16 protein-coding genes, 2 tRNA genes and 1 other annotated feature are annotated in these 20,153 nt (G+C 45.1%); of the genes, 14 read left to right on the forward strand and 4 right to left on the reverse strand.

Going from position 1 to position 20,153, the window contains the following annotated elements:
- Positions 1 to 60: 60 nt before the first annotated feature.
- From T497_RS0106390 to T497_RS17425, 13 genes are all read left to right on the forward strand, one after another.
- Positions 61 to 1,671 carry a peptidoglycan D,D-transpeptidase FtsI family protein gene (locus tag T497_RS0106390; protein WP_028514901.1) on the forward strand — a complete coding sequence of 537 codons (1,611 nt, stop codon included), beginning with the start codon at positions 61 to 63 and terminating at the stop codon, positions 1,669 to 1,671.
- Positions 1,672 to 1,739: 68 nt separating this feature from the next.
- Positions 1,740 to 1,938, forward strand: a binding site (T-box leader).
- Between the two features lie 58 nt (positions 1,939 to 1,996).
- Positions 1,997 to 4,627, forward strand: a complete 2,631-nt coding sequence (gene alaS, locus T497_RS0106395; protein WP_028514902.1) for an alanine--tRNA ligase — start codon at positions 1,997 to 1,999, stop codon at positions 4,625 to 4,627.
- Positions 4,628 to 4,679: 52 nt separating this feature from the next.
- Positions 4,680 to 5,033, forward strand: a complete 354-nt coding sequence (locus T497_RS0106400; RefSeq protein WP_028514903.1) for a histidine triad nucleotide-binding protein — start codon at positions 4,680 to 4,682, stop codon at positions 5,031 to 5,033.
- Between the two features lie 10 nt (positions 5,034 to 5,043).
- Positions 5,044 to 5,583, forward strand: a complete 540-nt coding sequence (locus tag T497_RS0106405) for a phosphoribosyltransferase family protein (protein WP_028514904.1) — start codon at positions 5,044 to 5,046, stop codon at positions 5,581 to 5,583.
- Between the two features lie 10 nt (positions 5,584 to 5,593).
- Positions 5,594 to 7,642: a ComEC/Rec2 family competence protein gene (locus tag T497_RS0106410; protein ID WP_028514905.1), complete on the forward strand. Its 2,049-nt coding sequence runs from the start codon at positions 5,594 to 5,596 to the stop codon at positions 7,640 to 7,642.
- On the forward strand, positions 7,642 to 8,724 hold the full coding sequence (holA, locus tag T497_RS0106415) for a DNA polymerase III subunit delta (RefSeq protein WP_028514906.1): 1,083 nt from the start codon (positions 7,642 to 7,644) through the stop codon (positions 8,722 to 8,724). The genes T497_RS0106410 and holA overlap by 1 nt, the downstream gene beginning before the upstream one ends.
- A gap of 11 nt (positions 8,725 to 8,735) precedes the next feature.
- The gene (locus tag T497_RS0106420) at positions 8,736 to 9,335 is read left to right on the forward strand and encodes a toprim domain-containing protein (protein WP_028514907.1); all 600 of its coding nucleotides are present in this window, start codon (positions 8,736 to 8,738) and stop codon (positions 9,333 to 9,335) included.
- Positions 9,325 to 10,704, forward strand: a complete 1,380-nt coding sequence (locus T497_RS0106425) for a hypothetical protein (RefSeq protein WP_028514908.1) — start codon at positions 9,325 to 9,327, stop codon at positions 10,702 to 10,704. Before T497_RS0106420 ends, T497_RS0106425 begins: the two co-directional genes overlap by 11 nt.
- Before the next feature lie 15 nt (positions 10,705 to 10,719).
- Positions 10,720 to 11,856 carry a DHHW family protein gene (locus T497_RS16080; protein ID WP_051530561.1) on the forward strand — a complete coding sequence of 379 codons (1,137 nt, stop codon included), beginning with the start codon at positions 10,720 to 10,722 and terminating at the stop codon, positions 11,854 to 11,856.
- Positions 11,857 to 11,861: 5 nt separating this feature from the next.
- Positions 11,862 to 12,641, forward strand: coding sequence for an SDR family NAD(P)-dependent oxidoreductase (locus T497_RS0106435; protein ID WP_028514909.1), 780 nt, complete (start codon positions 11,862 to 11,864; stop codon positions 12,639 to 12,641).
- The gene (locus tag T497_RS0106440) at positions 12,641 to 13,180 is read left to right on the forward strand and encodes a hypothetical protein (RefSeq protein ID WP_028514910.1); all 540 of its coding nucleotides are present in this window, start codon (positions 12,641 to 12,643) and stop codon (positions 13,178 to 13,180) included. Before T497_RS0106435 ends, T497_RS0106440 begins: the two co-directional genes overlap by 1 nt.
- A gap of 188 nt (positions 13,181 to 13,368) precedes the next feature.
- Positions 13,369 to 14,046 (forward strand): 5'-methylthioadenosine/adenosylhomocysteine nucleosidase, encoded by a 678-nt coding sequence (locus tag T497_RS0106445; RefSeq protein WP_028514911.1) that lies wholly within the window; start codon positions 13,369 to 13,371, stop codon positions 14,044 to 14,046.
- A gap of 14 nt (positions 14,047 to 14,060) precedes the next feature.
- Entirely contained in the window at positions 14,061 to 14,969 is a 909-nt protein-coding gene (locus T497_RS17425) for a dockerin type I domain-containing protein (protein ID WP_028514912.1), read from the forward strand.
- A gap of 91 nt (positions 14,970 to 15,060) precedes the next feature.
- Here T497_RS17425 and T497_RS0106455 read toward each other — a convergent pair whose 3' ends face one another.
- The 4 genes from T497_RS0106455 to T497_RS0106470 all read right to left on the reverse strand — a co-directional run bounded on the left by T497_RS0106455 (position 15,061) and on the right by T497_RS0106470 (position 17,535).
- Entirely contained in the window at positions 15,061 to 16,650 is a 1,590-nt protein-coding gene (locus T497_RS0106455) for a sodium:solute symporter family protein (RefSeq protein WP_028514913.1), read from the reverse strand.
- Positions 16,651 to 16,817: 167 nt separating this feature from the next.
- A complete protein-coding gene (locus T497_RS0106460) occupies positions 16,818 to 17,273 on the reverse strand; it encodes a GNAT family N-acetyltransferase (protein WP_028514914.1) in 456 nt (151 codons plus the stop codon).
- 59 nt (positions 17,274 to 17,332) lie between these two features.
- Positions 17,333 to 17,416, reverse strand: a tRNA-Leu gene (locus T497_RS0106465).
- Positions 17,417 to 17,458: 42 nt separating this feature from the next.
- A tRNA-Pro gene (locus T497_RS0106470) sits at positions 17,459 to 17,535 on the reverse strand.
- Between the two features lie 221 nt (positions 17,536 to 17,756).
- On the opposite strand from T497_RS0106470, the gene T497_RS0106475 reads away from it, so the two are divergent.
- A complete protein-coding gene (locus T497_RS0106475) occupies positions 17,757 to 20,120 on the forward strand; it encodes a clostripain-related cysteine peptidase (protein WP_028514915.1) in 2,364 nt (787 codons plus the stop codon).
- Positions 20,121 to 20,153: the final 33 nt, after the last annotated feature.

The raw sequence follows: 20,153 nt of genomic DNA on the forward strand, positions 1-20,153 counted from the left end.
ATCTGCGGCTTTTTGCATATTCTTCCTCATACTGACAATACTCACCCTTGAGGTGATATTATGGTCAGAAAACGGGGAGAACACGGAGTTCTTATACTTACAGCGGTATTTTTCCTATCATTTACTCTGCTGGTGGGCAATTATTACAGGCTTGCCTTTTATTCACAGGATATTCCTGCGGCGGATTTCAGCAGCAAGATGACTTTAGAGGTAGGGGAGTGTCAGGGGACGATTTACGACAGAAACATGAAGCCTCTTACAAACTCCAAAACCAAGCATATGGCGGCTGCTGTGCCCTCAGCCCTCAACCGTGAGGATACGGCGCGTTATGCCGAGGATAAAGAGCAGTTTTACCGTGATTTTGAAAAAGGGGAGCCCTTTGTTTTTACCTGTACCGATAATGCTCTTGAAAGCGAGGGACTAACTGTATTTGAAGTGCCTGTCCGTTATTCCGAAAAGCAGACTGCTCGCCATGTAATTGGCTATTTATCGGATAATAAAGGAGTTGACGGAATAGAGTACGCCTATGATCCCATTCTGCGCAACAGCTTTTCCGAGAACAGCGTGACTTACACAGTTGACGGCTTCGGAAACATAATGATAGGCGACGGAAAAGAGGTATTCCGTACAAAGGCGTATAAAAGCGGAGTTGTGCTGACGCTTGACAGGGATATACAGGAGATATGTGAAAAATGCGGCAGAAATATCGAAAAGGGAGCTATTGTCTGCGCCGATATTAAAACGGGTGATATTCTCGCAATGGCGAGCTTTCCAAGCTACGAGCCCGATAATATAGCTGAATCCATGAACGACGAGAGATGTCCGCTTATTGATCGTGCCTTGTACTCCTACAGCGTTGGTTCGGTATTCAAGCTTGTAACGGCAGCCTCCGCGTTGGAGCAGGGGCTTGGGGGATATGTGTACGATTGCGGCGGGAGTATCGACGTAGACGGAAAGCTTTTCAACTGCCATAAGCTTGACGGTCACGGCTTGCAGACAATGCCGCAGGCAATGACAAACTCCTGCAACACCTATTTCATCAGTCTGAGCCGATGTCTTGATATGAAAAAATACAGACAAATGGCGACATATCTCGGTTTCGGCAGAGAAAACTACCTCTGTGCAGGCATAACGGGCTCAGGCGGAGTACTGCCCACAGAAAAGGAGCTCAGCGTACCTGCGGAGCTGGCAAATTTTGCATTCGGACAGGGAAAGCTTACAGCAACTCCGTTACAGATAACTCAGCTCACCTGCGCCATAGCTAACAACGGAGAAATGCCTATACTAAGGCTGATAAAGGGACTTACTGCCGACGGCGCTGAGATAGGCGGCGAAAAGAATCCTCAGCTTTCAAAGGTGATGAGTGAGGAAACAGCAAAGGAACTGCAAAAAATGATGATACTGGCGGTTCGTGAGAACGAAAGGTCAAAAGCAAAAAGCCGTAAGATCAGCGTAGGAGCAAAGACCTCCACGGCTCAGACGGGAAAATACGACGAAAAGGGCGAGGAGCTCTGCCATGCGTGGATAACGGGCTTTTTTCCTGCAAGACAGCCTAAGTATGCGGTAACAGTTCTCATTGAGGACGGCGGATACGGAAATGACGCCGCAGCACCTGTTTTTCGCGAAATTGCGGAGAAAATAAGGGAGCTGAACAGTAAAAAAGGCTCTTAATGCGGCTTTTTTACGAAAAAATTTACAAACCCATTGACTTTTTAAGGAAACAGCGCTATAATAATAAATGTATAGTGTTGACGGGATTGACTGTCTGTATGCGGAGCTCAGAGAAAAGGCGTTTGGTGCGAGCCTTTATCCGCAGGGCAGGTGCTTCCCCTGAGCTCCCCTTGGAAACAAGGGCGTAATTCTGCGTTAAAGATGTATGAGGAGAAAACAGCGGTTTTCTCAAATTTGGGTGGTACCACGAGAGCCTTCGTCCCATTTGGCGGCGGGGCTTTTTTGTATTGCTAAGTTTTATATTTTTATTAAAGGAGATATATTTATGCAGTGGACAGGTCTTAACGATCTACGTGAAAAGTATCTTTCGTTCTTCGAGAGCAAGAACCATACGAGAATGGCAAGCGCCTCTCTCGTTCCTCAGGGAGACAAGAGCCTTCTCCTTATCAATTCGGGTATGGCTCCTCTTAAAAAGTTCTTCCTGGGACAGGCTACTCCTCCAAACAAGAGAGTGACGACCTGTCAGAAGTGTATCAGAACTCCTGATATCGAAAGCGTTGGTAAGACAGCACGTCACGGTACATATTTCGAGATGCTGGGTAACTTCTCATTCGGCGATTACTTCAAGACCGAGGCTATCGAGTGGGCTTGGGAGTTCCTTACAAAGACTCTTGCTATCCCTGCCGAGAAGCTCTGGATAACTATATTCGAGAGCGATGACGAGGCTGAGCAGATATGGGAGAACCACATCGGTATCCCTCACGACAGAATTATCCGTCTCGGCAAGAAGGACAACTTCTGGGAGCACGGCTCAGGTCCATGTGGTCCATGTTCAGAGATACACTTTGACCGCGGCGAGGCTTACGGTCCTTTCGAGAGCTTTGAGCAGGCAAGCGACTGCGACAGAGTCATCGAGATATGGAACCTTGTATTCAGCCAGTTCGACAGCGACGGTGAAGGTCACTACGCTGAGATGAAGAACAAGAACATCGACACAGGTATGGGACTTGAGAGACTTGCTTGTGTTATGCAGGGCGTTGACAATATCTTCGAGGTCGATACTGTTCAGAACATCATGAAGCACATCTCAAAGATTGCAGGCATCGAGTACAAGAAGGACGCTAAGAAGGACGTTTCTCTCCGTGTAATCACAGACCATATCAGAAGCACTACTTTCATGGTAGGCGACGGTATCCTTCCTTCAAACGAAGGACGCGGCTATGTTCTCCGCCGTCTGCTGAGAAGAGCTGCCCGTCACGGCAGACTCTTAGGCGTTACAAGACCATTCCTCACAGAGGTATGCGATACAGTTATCAACGAGAACGCAAATGCTTATCCCGAGCTTGCTGAAAAGCGAGATTACATCAAGAAGATAATCGGTGTTGAGGAAGAAGCCTTCGCTAAGACTATCGACAAGGGCACAGAGCTCCTCAATCAGTTCACAGAAAAGCTTGCTGCTGAGGGCGGTAAGGTACTCTCAGGCGACGACGCATTCAAGCTTTCCGATACATATGGTTTCCCGATAGACCTTACAGAGGAGATTTGTGAGGAAAAGGGCTACACAGTTGACCGTGACCGCTTCACAGAGCTGGCAAAGGAGCAGAGAGCAAGAGCCAAGGCTGACCACGCTGCAAAGGCAGGCTCATCATGGGCTGACAACAGCATAAAGGTAGACGCTCCTGCAACTGTATTCACTGGCTATTCAGCATTTGATGCTGAGGACGCAGAAGTTCTTGCTATTTACAAGAACGGCAATGAGATAGAGACTGCTGTTGAGGGCGATGACGTTGTTATCGTTCTCGATGTTACACCTTTCTACGCTGAGAGCGGCGGACAGGTAGGCGATACAGGTATGCTTCTCAACGGAGCTAATATCGCTTCTGTCGACGATACCATCAAATCCGAGGGACATTTCCTCCACGTTGCTACTGTTGAGCAGGGAAGTATCTCCAAGGGCGACAAGGTCCTTGCACAGATAGAAAAGGACAGAAGAATGTCTATCATGCGCAATCATACCACAGCACATCTTCTCCAGAATGCTCTGAGACAGGTTCTCGGTGACCACGTTCATCAGGCTGGTCAGCTTGTAAACGAAAAGGCTTGCCGTTTTGACTTCAACCACTTCAGTGCTATGACCGACGAGGAGATAGCAAGGGTTGAGGATATCGTAAACGGCTATATCTTCAGCAATATTCCTGTTACAATGCAGGAGATGCCTATCGAAGAGGCTCGCAAGCTCGGCGCTATGGCTCTCTTCGGTGAGAAGTACGGCAATACAGTAAGAGTTGTTACCGCAGGTCCTTCTATTGAGTTCTGCGGCGGTACACATCTTTCAAATACAGCACAGATAGGACTCTTCAAGATAGTTTCCGAGAGCTCCGTAGCCGCAGGCGTAAGACGTATCGAGGCTGTTACAGGCGCAGGCGTTCTTGAGCTTATGAACGGCTTCAAGGATACTATCCTCCGCTCTGCAAAGGCTCTCAAGCTTGCAAACGTAAGCGAGCTGCCAGAGAAGTGCGCAGCTATTGCAGCTGAGTCAAAGGAGAAGGACAAGAAGATAGAGAGCCTTACACAGCAGATCGCAAACTCCAAGACAGCCGCTCTCTTTGACAATGCTAAGGAAGTCGGCGGTATCAAGATAGTTTCCGCACGTATGGACGGCTCTGCTCCAGACGCACTCAGAAAGCTGGGTGACAGTGTAAAGGACAAGGAAGAGGCGATCATTGCTCTCTTTGCAGGCACAATTGGTGAAAAGGGTACATTCTACTGCGTATGTACAAAGGACGCTGTTGCCAAGGGCGCTAATGCAGGCAAGATAGTCCGCGAGATAGCTGCCGTAACAGGCGGTAAGGGCGGCGGAAAGCCCGACGGTGCTATGGCAGGTGCAGGCGACATTGCCAAGATAGACGAGGCTATGGCTAAGTTTGCAGACGTAGTTGCCGATACAATCAAGTAATATAACGGGCGGCTTTGCCGCCCCCATAATAAATTATAAAAGGAGAATCAATATGGACTGTTTATTCTGTAAGATCATTGACGGCGAGATACCAAGCACAAAGGTATACGAGGACGAATTTGTATTTGCATTCAAGGACATTGCTCCTATCGCACCTGTTCACTATCTCATTATCCCAAAGGTACATATCTCCTGCGCAAACGAGATAACTGAGGAAAACTCAAATGCTGTAGCAAAGGTATTCGAGGCTGCTGCAAAAATTGCAAAGGCTGAGGGTATCGAGAGCTACCGTATCATAAATAACTGTGGCGATGATGCTGGTCAGACTGTTAAGCACCTGCATTTCCATATGCTTGCAGGCGTGAAAATGGGCTGGGGACCTGAGTCTCTCGGCAAGACAGAATAAGGAGGCAGCTATGGCTAATACATATAAAATGACTATTGCAGGGCTTGAAAGGGAGCTTCCTATCTGCCCTCTCAATGATAAGCTCGATATTGCGGCTTTCGTTATGTTCTCAGATGTTGAGCTTACCATAAAGGCTGCTGAACAGCTCCTTGGAAAGTCTCCGTATTTCGATATTATCCTTACTGCCGAGTCAAAGGGTATCCCGCTTGCTTACGAAATGGCAAGACAGAGCAGCAAGCGCTATGTTGTTGCAAGAAAGTCTGTAAAGCTCTATATGACCGAGCCTATTTCAGTAAGCGTAAAGTCCATAACAACTGCTGCCGAGCAGACACTTTACCTTTCACAGGAAAAAGCAGCAATGCTCAAGGGCAAAAAGGTGCTTATCGTTGACGACGTTATCAGCACAGGCGAGTCACTTCGTGCTCTTGAGGAGCTTGTACACGCGGCAGGCGGTATAATATCGGGCAGATCTGCGGTGCTTGCAGAGGGCGACGCTGCGGACAGAAAAGATATCTGCTTCTTAGAGAAGCTGCCTCTTTTCTTTAAATAAGGAATAGATTATGAAGCGAAAAATGATTGGAGCTGCGGCAGCGTATATGGCGGGATTGTTTTTCGCTTCATTTTTTACAGATCCTGCTATACTGATAATATTTTCAATGGTTATTGCCGCAGCTTGTATAGTTGGTATCCGTTTTGGCTTTAAATTGAAAGACATTGCGCTTATGGCCGTGTTTTTTGCAGCTTCTGCGGGAGTTTTCTGCACATATACGGCTGTAAGATACAGACCTGCTGTTGCTTTTAACGGCAGCGAGGGGAGCTTTCGCGGCGAGGTCACTGACGTTCAGTATTACAGCGGAGAGAATGCTTCATATACGCTCAGCGGCAGGATAAACGGCAGTATAAAAGCTAAAGTCACATATTATTCGGCTTCTTTTGGAGCTGAAAAGGGCGATATCCTTGATATTGGCAGCTGCGGCTTTCAGATACCAAAGTCGGACTATCTTTTCGACGGAGAGAAGTACTATAAGTCTGACGGGATATTTCTTACGCTGAAAAATGCAAAGGATATCAGTGTTGAACACAGAAATGCAAGAAAGCTCGGAAAAGCTATTGAACGTTACAGAGAGGACATGATTTCAGCGTTTCGCCTTAACCTTGGAAAAGACAGCGGAGACCTGCTTGCAGGAATGGTCTTCGGCGAAAAGCGCGGCATGGACGACAATGTTAAGACGGCAGTATATCGCTGCGGTATCGGTCATATGTTGGCAGTTTCGGGACTTCATGTATCAGTAGCGATATTTGTGCTTATGTGGCTGCTGAAAAAGCTTCGCATAAATAAGTACGTTTCCTTTGCGTTAATGGAGTGCTTGCTCCTTTTTATAATTGCTATTGCCAATTATCCGATTTCAGCTATAAGAGCAGCCATAATGATGAACTTTTTCTACGCTGCAAGGCTGTTCAGACGTCAGAACGACACTTTTAATTCGCTTTCGGCAGCGGTTCTTCTGATATGTCTTTTTCAGCCCTATGCTGTCTATGACGAGGGCTTTATACTGTCTGTTGCAGGCACATTCGGTATCGGCGTCTTTGCACCGTACATGACAAAGGATATGCCTGATGAACAGCTTTATCAGAGATTCATCAAAAACTGCGCGGTAATGCTTTGTACTACTCTGTGCGTTTTTCCGTTTTCACTGCTGTTCTTTGATGAGACTTCTCTTATTTCGCCTATAAGCAACATATTTATAGTTCCTTTGTGCTCGATTTCGATGATGACAGGTCTTATTTATGTTCTTACAGGAGGACTTGTTGATATTCTTTTCCTTTCAAAGTACATCAATGAATTTGTACTGAGAATATCCGATTCTGCCGCAAGAATAAGATTCACTCATTTTTCCTGCGACAGTAAGGAGCTTGTACTGGGACTTCTGCTCTGCATGGCAGCAACTGCTTTTACAGCGGCTCTTTTCAGAAATAGGAAGTATATATGCGGTGTTATTGCGGCGGCTATGGTTTTCATGTTTGTCGGGGCAGGCGTTGTTCGTATGCAAAAGGACAAGCATACGACAATTGCAGTTCTCGGAAACGGCAGTAATGCGGCTATAGTTGTGTGCGGCGGCGGCAGCACCGACATCATCGACCTCAGCGGACATTATAAGTCTGCTCGGTATGTGCGGAAATATCTTACAAGAAACTGTATTGATTCGGTGAATACAACTGTGCTCACCAATAAAGTCCAGTCCTCATATGCGAGCTATCTCAAGGAGCTTGAATTCGTTGATACAGGAAAATGGCTTGCTTCGGGTGATGATGCAAGTTCAGATGACTTCGATATCACCTGTTTTGGCGATAACGGCTTCGTTATTGATGAGGGGAGCTTTTCAGTTGAGTACAGCGGCGGCACAGTTACTGTGAGGAGCAATGATGAAAAGGCAGTAATCGCTCCTGCAAAGAGCGGTGAAATATCTCCCGACAGTGTTACCGTGATGTACGGAAATGTCCCTAAAAACGCAGAAAGAAGCAATGATTCCGTGATCTATCTCGATAACGGAAATAATTTTGAGATCGTGCTGTCAGGTTCGGGCAGCTGTAATATAAGGAGGCTGTAATGCCACAGACTGATCCTAAAACTGTAAAGGCGGAGCTGAAAAAAGGTGAGCTGAAAAATCTGTATTATATCTTCGGAAAGAATATTCCCGAGGTGGAAAAGCTTACTAAGCAGATAATCAAGGCTGCCGTGGGCGACAATGAGGATTTTGCCCTGAATAAGCTTGACGGGCGATATCTTGATACCTCGGAGCTTTATGACATGATACAGATGATGCCTATGATGTCAGATTACAACTGTATCCTCATAAACGACTATAACTGCGAGAAGCCCCGTGAAAACATGGCTGGACTACGCGCCGAGGACCTTAATAAAAAGCTGGCAGAGGTCCTGAAAGACATACCGTCTCAGACAGTGGTCATATTCAATGTCACAGGCTTTGAGATTGCAGTAAAGACTGATTACAAAACTGGTAAAAGTATCATAAAGGACAAAAACAAGAAGCTTGCCGACCTTGCTGCAAAGGTGGGAGAGCTTGTTGAGTGTCCCATAAAGTCCGAGAATGAGCTCGCAAAGGAGATAGCAGCGAGTGTTTCTGCCCGCGGAGCTCTTATCTCCCTTGACAGAGCCCGTGAGCTTGCGGAAATGTGTCAGTCGGACACCCTTACTATAAAAAATGAGATAGACAAGCTCTGCTCCTATGTTGGCAGCGGCGAGATAACCTCCGAGGTACTGCAAAACCTCGTCCACAGACAGAGCGACGTTACCTTTTTCAAGCTTGCCGACGCGGTTGCGGCTTTCAACAAAAGATCTGCATTCGAGGCACTTGACGAGCTCATGCAAGATAAGGAAAACAGGGGAGCAGTTCTTGCAAATATTACGGGTTCGTTCATAGATATGTACCGCGCCGCCTGTGCAAGACAGCGTGGCAAGCAGGTCATGGACGTTAAAGAGGATTTCGCTTATGTCTGGGAGTTCAAGGTAAAAAATGCGTTCCGTGACAGCTCACGTATGAGTATCCGCAGGCTGAGAGAATGCATAAAGATACTCCGTGACACTAATATAACGCTTAATTCAGGCGGCGGAGACGAAAAGACAATACTCGAGCAGACCGTTACGAAAATGCTGATGACTAAGAATTAACGGGTGAGATAATGATAAAAATAGATGAAGCTATAATCGTTGAAGGCAAATATGACAAGATAAAGCTGTCCTCCATTGTTGACGCTGTTATCATAATCACTAACGGCTTCGGCATATTCAAGGATACCGAGAAGCTTGAACTTATCCGTTACTACGCTAAAAAAACGGGAATAATCATTCTTACGGATTCCGACGCCGCAGGCAGACGCATACGCGGCTATATAAAGGGCGCTGTAGGCGGCGGAAAGATAACCAACGTCTATATCCCTGATGTGTTCGGCAAGGAAAAGCGCAAGGTAAAGCCCTCTGCCGAGGGAAAGCTTGGCGTTGAGGGAATAGACGTTCAGACTCTTCTTGCGGCATTTGAAAAGTCAGGTATCACGGCTTCAAAAAGCGGAAAACGCTCCGATATCACAAAGCTTACATTATATGAGCTCGGACTCAGCGGCGGAGAAAACAGCCGCGAGCTCCGCGAGAGACTTCAGCTTCATCTGGGACTGCCCCGTCAGCTTTCCGCAGGTGCGCTGATAGAAGTTCTCTGCACTATGATGGACAGCGCAGAGCTTGCGCAGATAATGAGTGAATTGAAGGGAGAAAATAATGGTATATAGCAGCTTGCTGTTCATATACGGGTTTCTGCCCGTTTCTATACTGCTTTTTTATATAACGCCGAAGAAGCTCCGCGAGCTGACTCTGCTTTTTCTGAGCATAATCTTTTGCGGTATGATAAGCCTTTATTTCCTGATATTCATGCTTGCATTTACTGCGCTGAATTACGGATTTTCACATCTTATCAGCCGTCTGAGAAAAAATGAAAAGGCAGCGGCGATACCGCTTACAGTCGGTATTATAATCGACCTTGCTTCTCTGATAATATTCAGAACGGATTATTTTACGCGGCTCCATGATTTTATGAGGGCTCCCGAAGGATTTTTCCCTGTGGGAATATCATTTTTCAGTCTTGCAGCTGTAGGCACTCTGATTGACATATACAAGGGCAGGATAAAAGCCGAAAAAAACATAGTCCGCTTTTCGCTGTATTTTATGTTCTTCCCGAGACTTATCATGGGACCGCTTCTGCGGTACGGAGTTTTCAGAAGAATACTTGACAACCGCAGGGAAACTCCTGCAAATATCGGCATAGGAATGACGCTTTTTGTAAAAGGACTGGCTAAGAAGGTCATCGTTGCCGATGACCTGTATATTCTTTACACTGCGGTACAGAGCCAGAATGTCAAGGAAATATCCGCTGTTACTGCATGGCTGGGAATAATCGGCTTTGTGCTGTGTCTTTACTTTAATCTTTCGGGATTTGCCGATATGGGCATGGGCGTAGCCTACTGTTTCGGATATCGTATGCCTCAGAGCTTTAATTATCCGCTTGTAAGCACAAAGATAAAGTATTTTGCGGCAAGATGGCAGTCTCAGGTGATACAGTGGCTTAGAAGATACGTCACCAAGCCTTTATACGGCGTTTGCAGACACCGCTGGATAAAGGAGCTTGTATTCGTATTCGGCTGGACATTGTTCGGCATCTGGTACACTTTCAGTGCAAACGGCGCTTTATGGGGCTTGCTCATCGGCACAGCCGTTGTTATCGAGAGTCGTATCACCAAAAGAAAGATAATGGACATCACAGGTATAATTTATACTGCCTTTGTTATAATAATCTGCTTTGTTTTCATTGCGGGAAGCAGTCCCGCTTATTCGGGAAGATATCTGCTTGCAATGCTCTGCGGTAACGGAGTTATTGCCGATTCGCAGGCATTTTACCTGCTGAAATCATATATAGTCCTGCTGCTTGCGGCTATATATGCTGCCTCGGACCTGTTCCGGAATCTCATGACACGCTCGGGCAAAAAGAAGGTAAAAACTGTAATAACTGCTGTTTCGACTCTGGTAGTGCTTGCTGCATTGATAATCTGCACAGCGCTTCTTTCCTACAGCGGCAGCTCCGAAATGCTTATTATGAAACTTTAATGTGGGGTGGAGAATATGGCTAAAATTGCAAATAAGATTACAGCTGCGGTCACTCTCGCATACATTGTTTTTTTCGGAGCAGCTACAGCCTTCGGGAATAAGTCAGAGGTCTCCGATACCGAAAACAGGAGACTGGCGAAGCTGCCGAAGATAACTGCTGAAAAGCTTTATAACGGCGATACGTCAAAGGAGCTTGGCACGTATATCACCGACCATTTTGCAGGTCGAAGCCTGTGGCTTTCCGCAAAGACTGCTTTGCAGACGGAGCTTTCCGAGAGCATTGTCAACGGTGTTTACGTGGGAAAGGAAAGGCTTCTTGACGTTGAGGCTTCACACAGAGCGCCTATATCCGTAAATGCTGATATTTTCAGCCGATATGCGGAGAATTATGACGGAACGGTCTATTTTGCGGCAATACCTGCTTCATCGGGAGTTTACGGCGATACTTTGCCTGCTTATATTGACAACCGCTCCGACAGTCAGCAGATCTCAGCATTATATGACTTCCTTGACAGTGACATAAGGAAAATAGACGCCTATAATATACTGAAAATGCTCAAGGATAACTATATTTATTATCGTAACGATACTAAATGGACGAGCTACGGGGCATACTGTGTATATAAAACTGTCGTTAAAAAACTTGGTTTTCAGCCCATATCCTATGATAAATATGCAATAGAGCACGTTACCGATGAATTCAGAGGCAATCTTTACAACAAAACGCTCTCAAAAAAGACAGAGGCGGATATTATAGATATCTATGAATATCCCGAAGGGGCGGAAGTGCTTACCTGCGTTTGCACCCGTGCGGACGGAAGTAAGTTCGAGGGAAGTCTCTATGACAGGAGCAGACTTGCTTCAAGCGATATGTATTCTATGTATCTTGGCGAGTCAGTGCCGTTTATGAGGATATATACCTCTGCAAACACGGATAAAAAGCTCCTTGTCATCAAGGACAGCTATGCAGACTGCTTCATACCGTTTCTTGTACAGCATTACAGTGAGATAGCTGTTGTTTCACCCGAAGATATGGAGGGCTCCATTTCAGATCATATCAATATCAACGACTATGGACAGACATTGTTCTTATTCGGCGTTGAAAACTTAGGCGACAGGAAAACACTTGAAAAGATAATCGAAAGGAAATGAAAGTTATGAAAGCATTGATAACAGGCGCTACATCAGGTATCGGACAGAGCTTTGCGGCTAAACTTGCAAAAAGAGGCTGGTCGCTTATTCTTACAGGCAGAAACGAGAAAAAGCTGAAAGAATTACAGGAATCTCTCGGCGGAAATATCGAGATAATCGCTGCCGACCTTGCAAAAAAAGAGGACGTTTTCAGGGTTTACGAGTTTTGCAAAGGTAAAGACGTGGATATGCTCATAAATAATGCAGGCTACGGTCTTTTCGGCAAGTTTGAGGATACAGACCTTGATGACGAAGTAAATATGATAAACGTAAATATCACGGCGCTTCATATCCTGACTAAGCTTTTCCTGCGTGATTTCAAGAAAAAAGACCACGGAACCATACTCAATGTTGCTTCTGCCGCAGGCTTTATGGCAGGACCTCTCATGGCGGCTTATTACGGCTCAAAGAATTACGTTTTGAAGCTGTCTGTAGCTATCTGGGAGGAGCTCCGCAGAGACCGCTCCAATGTAAAGATAACAGTGCTCTGCCCGGGACCTGTTGATACCAATTTCAATAACCGCGCAGGCGTAAGCTTTTCCGTAAAGCCAATAACAGCTGATTTTGCTGCGGAATATGCGCTGAAAAGAGCATTCAGCGGAAAGCTTTTCGCAATTCCCGGACTTTTTGTAAAGTTTGGCACTATTGCTCCGAGATTTGTTCCGCAGAAAATGCTGTCGGCTATAGTTTACAATATCCAGAGTGCAAAAAAGACATCTGACGGAAAGGAAAAGGCTCTTAAATAATGAGAGATATCAGCTACAGAGTGGCGCTGGGAGGCATAGTTTCTGCGCTTTGTCTTGTGACTATGTTCCTTGCGGGAGTTCTCCCTGCGCTTTATCTGCTGCTTCCCGGGATAGCAGGCATACTGCTCATGATAATAGCTGTGGAGGTAAACACAGCATGGGCTTTTCTGACATATATTGCAGTCAGTCTGCTGTCACTGTTCATCACCTTTGATAAAGAAGCGGCGCTAATATTTATAATGCTGTTCGGACATTATCCGATATTGAGGTTTTATATCCAGAAAATCCCTCTGCGGCTTTTAAGACTGCTGATTAAGCTGTTTATATTCAATGTCTGCATTATCGGTTATTTCTATGTAACGGTTTATATACTTGGACTTGACGATCTGCTGGAGGAATTTGACGATTTCGGCAAATACGGAGCATACATACTGCTCGGTATTACCAATCTTATCTTCCTTGTGTACGATATAGACCTTGATTTCATGCATAATCTTTATAAAAAGAGGATAATGCCGAAGTTCCGCAAAAAAAGATAGACCATGCCATTCGCTGATTATGGTATGGTCTGTTTTTATGCTTGAACCTTTAAAGCACAGTATTTTGCGCTTTGAAGTGAATATAAGTAATAATTATTGCTGTAAATAATAATGTCAACTATTTATACTTGATTTATTGACATTTATATGATATAATGACTATGTAATATTTTTAATGGAGTGATTTAATGAACACTATTGCTATCATCGGAGCAATGCCTTCTGAGCTGGCTGACATAAGAGCTATTCTCGGCAAGGGCGAGATAAAGCGTATCTCTGGCTTCGATTTTTACATCAATGATAGAAACGGCAAAACTGTTATCAATGCCTGCTGTGGTATCGCAAAGGTAAACGCAGCGCTTTGTACACAGGTTATGATCGATAATTTTCACCCTGACTGTGTGATAAATACGGGCATTGCAGGCGGAATGAACAGTGCGGTAAAGGTCTGTGATATCGTTATTTCCACAGAGGTGCTTCCTCACGATCTCGATCTTCACTTCTTGAAGGACTATCCGCCCTACTGCGCAATATTCAAGGCTGATGGCGGGCTCATGGATATCGCAGAAAAGGTATGCGGAGAGTTTGGAGTGAAGTCCTTCAGAGGACGTATCGTATCAGGCGAAGCATTCATCTCAAGCAATGAGGTAAAGAATGTTATTCAGGAAAAGTTTGATCCGTATGCCGTTGATATGGAGAGTGCCGCAGTTGGTCACTGCTGTTATCTCAATGAGCTTCCGTTTGTAAGTGTGCGCTGTATTTCCGACAATGCAGACGACGAGGGAGCAATGTCATTTGACGAATTTGAAAAAATAGCTGCAAAGCGTGTTGCGGAAATAGTTCTGCGCATGGCTGAGCTGCTGTGAAAGGAGTATTTTATATGAAAAAGGTTGTATCAATTATTTCTGCATTGGCTCTTACTGTAGGTATGGCTGCTTCGCTCAGTGCAAATGCTGCTGACAGCGCAGCTCCAATAGTAAGCTTTAGTGCTAAGGCACAGGCGGATAAGGGAGTTGAACTGCTTGCAGGCGGTGATGTAGTGTATGTCAACAAAAAAGCAGCTGACGCTAACGGTGCTGTAGTTTCTTCTGAGGTTTATCTTAGTGATAGTAATGCAGCTGCCGGTTGGGTATGTGTAAGATGGGCTTGCGAAAAGCAGGGACTTACTCTCCAGAATATCAAGGAGCCTGCTACAAAGCCTTATAAGAGCTACACTAACGACACAATTGTTTCTGAAAAAACAAAATCAGACGGAGTTAAGGTATTATCAGCTCTTTACTGTGATGATAAGGTACCTACAGACGGTAAATTAAAGCCATTACAGCTTACAGGTGAAAAGAGCGATTCATATCCGCTTGCTACATTTGATGCTGCTGTAGATAAGTCTGCTGCAGGCAGCTATGATATAACAGTTTACAATAAGAATCAGAGCTTTACTTATGTAACCTACCGTACAGGCGATAGTCCTGAGTACGCTCCTGACAGCGAAAAGAACAAGCTTATCTGCAAGGAGCTTCGCATAAATGTTTCCGACAGACTTCTCGGTGATGTGAACAACGACGGCAAGATAAATGCAGTTGACGCTTCCGAGATACTCTCTGCTTATGCAAATATTGCAACAAGCAGACCGGTAGGTCTTTCAGATGAGTCTCTCGCTGCTGCTGATGTAAACGGCGACCGTTCAGTAAATGCAGTTGATGCTTCAAATGTACTCAGCTTCTATGCTTACCAGAGCACATCGAACGCAGATAAGAGCAAAACTCTCAATAATTACATTCAAAAGGGTTAATAGTCCGAAATAATATAAAAAGCAGCTGTATTTCAGCTGCTTTTGTTTTTCTGTTAAGAAAAAAGAAGCGCTTATTGCGCTCCTTTAAATTTTATTTTGCAGATAAACTGCTGAATGCATTGTCTACTACCTTCTTGTCAGGAGCCTTAGTAAATGAGCTTACTATCGGAACGATAAGAAGTGAGACAATCATTGCAAATGCGCCTGCGTTGATAGGTGACAGAAGCTGAAGCGGACAGTTGAGGTCGATAACAGCCTGCTTGATACCGCTGAATGCTTCGATGTTAAAGCTGAATAAGAGCATATGTGTTACGCTGATACCAACACCTGTTATCATGCTTGCTGCTACAGCAGCCTTTGAAGCCTTCTTCATGAATAAGCCATAGAGGAATGGTCCGAGGAATGCTCCCGAAAGTGCGCCCCATGAGTAAGACATGAGAGTTGATATGGAAGCGTTTTTATGACAGGCGATCAACACTGAAATAACGAGGAATACTGCGATGAATATTCGCATGAACATTACCTGATGCTTGTCGTCGAAGTTCTTGATACGCGGCTTGATAAGGTCATTTGTAAGAGTAGAGCTTGATGTGAGAACCAGTGAAGAAAGAGTTGAAAGTGAAGCTGAAAGAACCAGCACAACTACAAGACCAATAAGGAGATTCGGGAGTGCCTGATGAATAAGAGCAGGTACCATAGTATCGTAAACTGGCTTGCCGTTTACAGTTTCGATGAATGCTCTGCCTGAGCTGTCAGCACTGTCAAGTGTGCAGTAGAGTCTTACGAATCCGCCCATGAAGTATGAGCCGCCTGCAACTACGATAGCGAAGAATGTGGAAATAATTGCACCCTTCTTGATAGCCTGCTCGTCCTTGATAGCGTAGAACTTCTGCACCATCTGAGGGAGTCCCCATGTACCGAGAGATGTAAGGATAACAACACCGAGGAGGTTTATCGGATCAGGTCCGAAGAGTGAACCAAGTGTGCCTGTCTCTGTCTTGCTGTCGGAAATAGTATTCAGAGCGTCCAGAGCAGCAGAGAGACCGTCCTTCTTCTGAACTGTAAGAGCAACAACAGTACCGATACCGATAAGCATGATGATTCCCTGGAAGAAATCGTTGAGAGCTGTTGCCTTGTAGCCGCCGAGTGTAACGTAGATAGCTGAAAGAACAGCCATTGCGATGATTATGATAGTACCGCCGTTTTCACCGAGGTCAAAGACCATACCGAAAAGACGTGAGAGTCCGTTGTATACAGAAGCTGTATATGGGATAAGGAAAATAAATACGATAAGAGCAGAAGCAGTCTTGAGTCCCTTTGAGTCAAATCTGTGCTCGAAGTACTCAGGCATTGTCTTAGCTCCCAGATGATTTGTCATAAGACGGGTTCTTTTACCAATGAGGAAAAAGGGGATAAGGCTTCCGATAATGGCATTGCCTATACCGACCCATGTTGCAGATGCACCGTACATCCAGCCGAATTGACCGGCATAACCGATGAATACAACTGCTGAGAAATATGTAGTACCGTATGAGAAAGCAGTCAGCCATGAACCAACGCTTCTTCCGCCAAGCATAAAGTCCTCGGAGGACTTGGTACGTCTTGACATATAGAGTCCGATACTTACCATTATTGCTACGTAAATAGCGAGAATGACGAATGTTGCGGCTTGTGAGCCCATTAATATCGCGTCCTTTCGTATCACTTTACAGTTTTTATGTCATAAACTTGTAAAGCTTTAAATGAATAAAGTAATTGACCGAGTTTAATTATACTATATTATAATAATAATGTCAATAGTAATTTTCAAAATATAAATAAAATAAAATTTTAAGCTATAATAAGGCTTCAGTTTATGATTTCAGTCTCAACAATTCTGAATCCGATACTTTCATATAATGAAACGGCTTTTTGATTCCACTCGGCAGCATGGAGCGTTATCGGTTCGGAGTTCAGGCTTCTTATGAAGTGAACTGCCCACAGAAGAAGCTGTCTGCCATAGCCCTTATGCTGATACTCGGGAGCAACAATGAGGTCATCTATCTCATTTCCGTAACAGGCAACTGAGCCGATAAACTTATCATTTATAATCAGCAGATTGATATTGCATAGCTTGTCTGATATCTGGTCTATATCGTTGAGGAAATCATAAGGCTTGATATCGAGAGCTGTGCGCATTTCACGGAAACAATCATTATATATTCTCTGATATTCGCTGTAATATTTCATATCAAACGGAATACACGAAATATCGCAGGGGATATTTGCATTTCCGTCAAGCTGCATTTTGTATACTTTTATCATATCATCACCGTCCTTGATACGGATATAAAAATAACGCCTCGCTTAAAGCGAGGCGCAAGTGCCGCTGACCGGACTTGAACCGGTACGATATTGCTACCGAGGGATTTTAAGTCCCTTGTGTCTGCCAATTCCACCACAGCGGCATATGAGCGGTATATCCCGAAAACAGGATATACCGCTGTTTCTGGTCGAGGTGACAGGATTTGAACCTGCGGCCCCTACGTCCCGAACGTAGTACTCTACCAAACTGAGCCACACCTCGACAGTATAAATATTATACTACAAATGAGGAGTAATGTCAAGTATAAATAAAATCGACATAATTATTTTTATTTTTTTACAATTGTTTTGGTGCTTTACAGATATTTTTTAAGAGATAATTGATTTGTAACCGTTTTTAACTTGACAATCCATGAGAAAGAGTGTAAAATATACTAATGTAGGCATATTTAGCCACATAATGAGTTTTTTACGGAGGTTATTATGGATCCTAATCAGAATAGACCGCAGGGCAGACGTAAAAACGTTACCTCAGGCGGCAGCGGAGCACATAGAAGAGGCGACGGTCTCGGCACAGGTCCTGTAGGTTCGGGCAGCTATTCAGGCGGCAGCACCGGCGGAGGCGGCGGTGCTAAAAGAGCTGCGGCCGGCGGCGGCGGAATCGTTACTCTTATTATCATTGGTTTTATTATATTCAAGCTTATCAGCGGAGGCGGCGGTGCAGGTGACCTTCTCGGTTCACTTACAGGCGGCGGAAACGGAGGCGGCGGACTTGATATCGGTTCAGTACCGTCAGGCTTCGGCTTCAGCACTGAAGATACCGCGGCAGGCAGCGCTACAAGTGACAGTGCTGTTGATACGTCCGTTGCAACAGGCTCTCGTGATAAGAGGACCGTTATAAAGGGCAACAATCAGGACGTTGTGACTATAATGGTATATATGTGCGGTACAGACCTTGAATCAAAGCACGGCATGGCTTCTTCCGATATGGAGGAAATGAGAGCCGCTTCTTACGGTGATAATGTAAATGTTATCGTATTCACAGGCGGCTGTGCAAGCTGGAAGATAAACGGTATCAGCAATAAGGTAAACCAGATATACCAGATAAAGAACGGTCAGATCGGCAGACTTGTTGATGACGCAGGCAGCAAGGCTATGACCGATCCAAGCAACCTTGCTTCGTTTATCCAGTTCTGTGCAAAGAATTTCCCTGCTAACAGAAACGAGCTTATCCTCTGGGATCACGGCGGCGGATCAGTTACAGGCTACGGTTACGACGAAAAGAATAAAAACAGCGGTTCTATGACTCTTGAGGGCATTGCTCAGGCACTTAAAAGCGGCGGCGTTCAGTTTGATTTCGTAGGCTTTGACGCTTGTCTTATGGCAACTGCCGAGACAGCTCTTATGCTCAACGACCACGCAGACTATCTTATAGCTTCTGAGGAAACAGAGCCGGGTATCGGCTGGTACTACACAAACTGGCTCACAAAGCTGGGCAGCAATACTTCAATGCCTACACTTGACATCGGTAAGAATATCGTTGACGATTTCGTATCCGAGTGCGGCAAGAAGTGCAGAGGACAGAAGACCACACTTTCGGTTATTGACCTTGCAGAGTTCTCAAATACCGTACCAAAGGATCTTTCTGCCTTTGCTAAGTCTATAAGCAGCAAGATAGAAAAGAATGAGTACAAGGATATTTCCAATGCAAGATACTCCACACGTGAGTTTGCACAGGGCACACGCATAGATCAGGTAGACCTTGTAAATCTTGCTGAGAATGTAGGAACTGCCGAGGGCAAGGCACTTGCTTCTTCGCTTAAAAATGCTGTAAAGTACAACAAGACCTCTTCAAATATGACAAACGCTTTTGGTGTATCGATTTATTTCCCATATCAGCGTTCATCATATGTTGACAAGGCTTGCAAAACATACGACAAGATAGGTATGGATTCCGAGTACGCTCGCTGCATAAGACAGTTCGCTAAGGTAGAGACAGGCGGACAGATAGCAGCAGGCGGCACAGGCTCACCGCTTGACGCACTCTTTGGTATGGGCGGTTCTTCAAGCTCATCGGGCAGCCAAGATATGATAGGCTCACTCCTTTCAAGCTTCCTTGGCGGCGGAAGAAGTATTGCAGGTCTTGACGACAGCAATACAGACTTCATGAAAGATACCGATGTAAATGATACAGCTGAGTATCTTGCTAACAACTATTTCGATGCAACAAAGCTTACATGGGAAGAAAAGAACGGCAAGTATACAATGGCTCTTGTAGATTCTCAGTGGGAGCTCGTACACGGTCTTGACCTTAATATGTTCTATGATGACGGTACAGGCTATATAGACCTGGGACTGGATAATCTCTTTGCCTTTGATGACGACGGAAAGCTCGTTGCTGATACAGATAAGGATTGGTTCTCTATCAACGGCAATGTAGTGGCTTACTATCACACAGACACGGTTCAGAGCGGAAACGACCTTATAATCTCGGGTTATGTTCCTGCACTTCTCAATGGTGAAAGAGTAAATCTTATCGTTCAGTTTGTAAATGATGACAACGGAACTATCGTCGGTGCTTCAACAGACTATGTAGGCGGCGAGACAGAGGCAGTTGCCAAGAACCTCACCGAGATAAAGGCAGGGGACAAGCTTGACTTTATCTGCGATTACTACGACTATGATATGAACTATCAGGACAGCTACATGATCGGAGATCAGGTAACTGTTACCGATAATCTGACCATAAGCAACACAAGCGTAGGAAAAGGCTCATGCCATATTCTCTATCGTTTCTCTGATATCTACAATCAGAACTACTGGTCAGAACCTATAGTTATAGACTAAAAATCAAGAGCAGTCCATGCGGACTGCTCTTTT

The sequence above is a fragment of the Ruminococcus flavefaciens MA2007 genome, from assembly GCF_000621845.1.
Classification (GTDB): domain Bacteria; phylum Bacillota; class Clostridia; order Oscillospirales; family Ruminococcaceae; genus Ruminococcus; species Ruminococcus flavefaciens_E.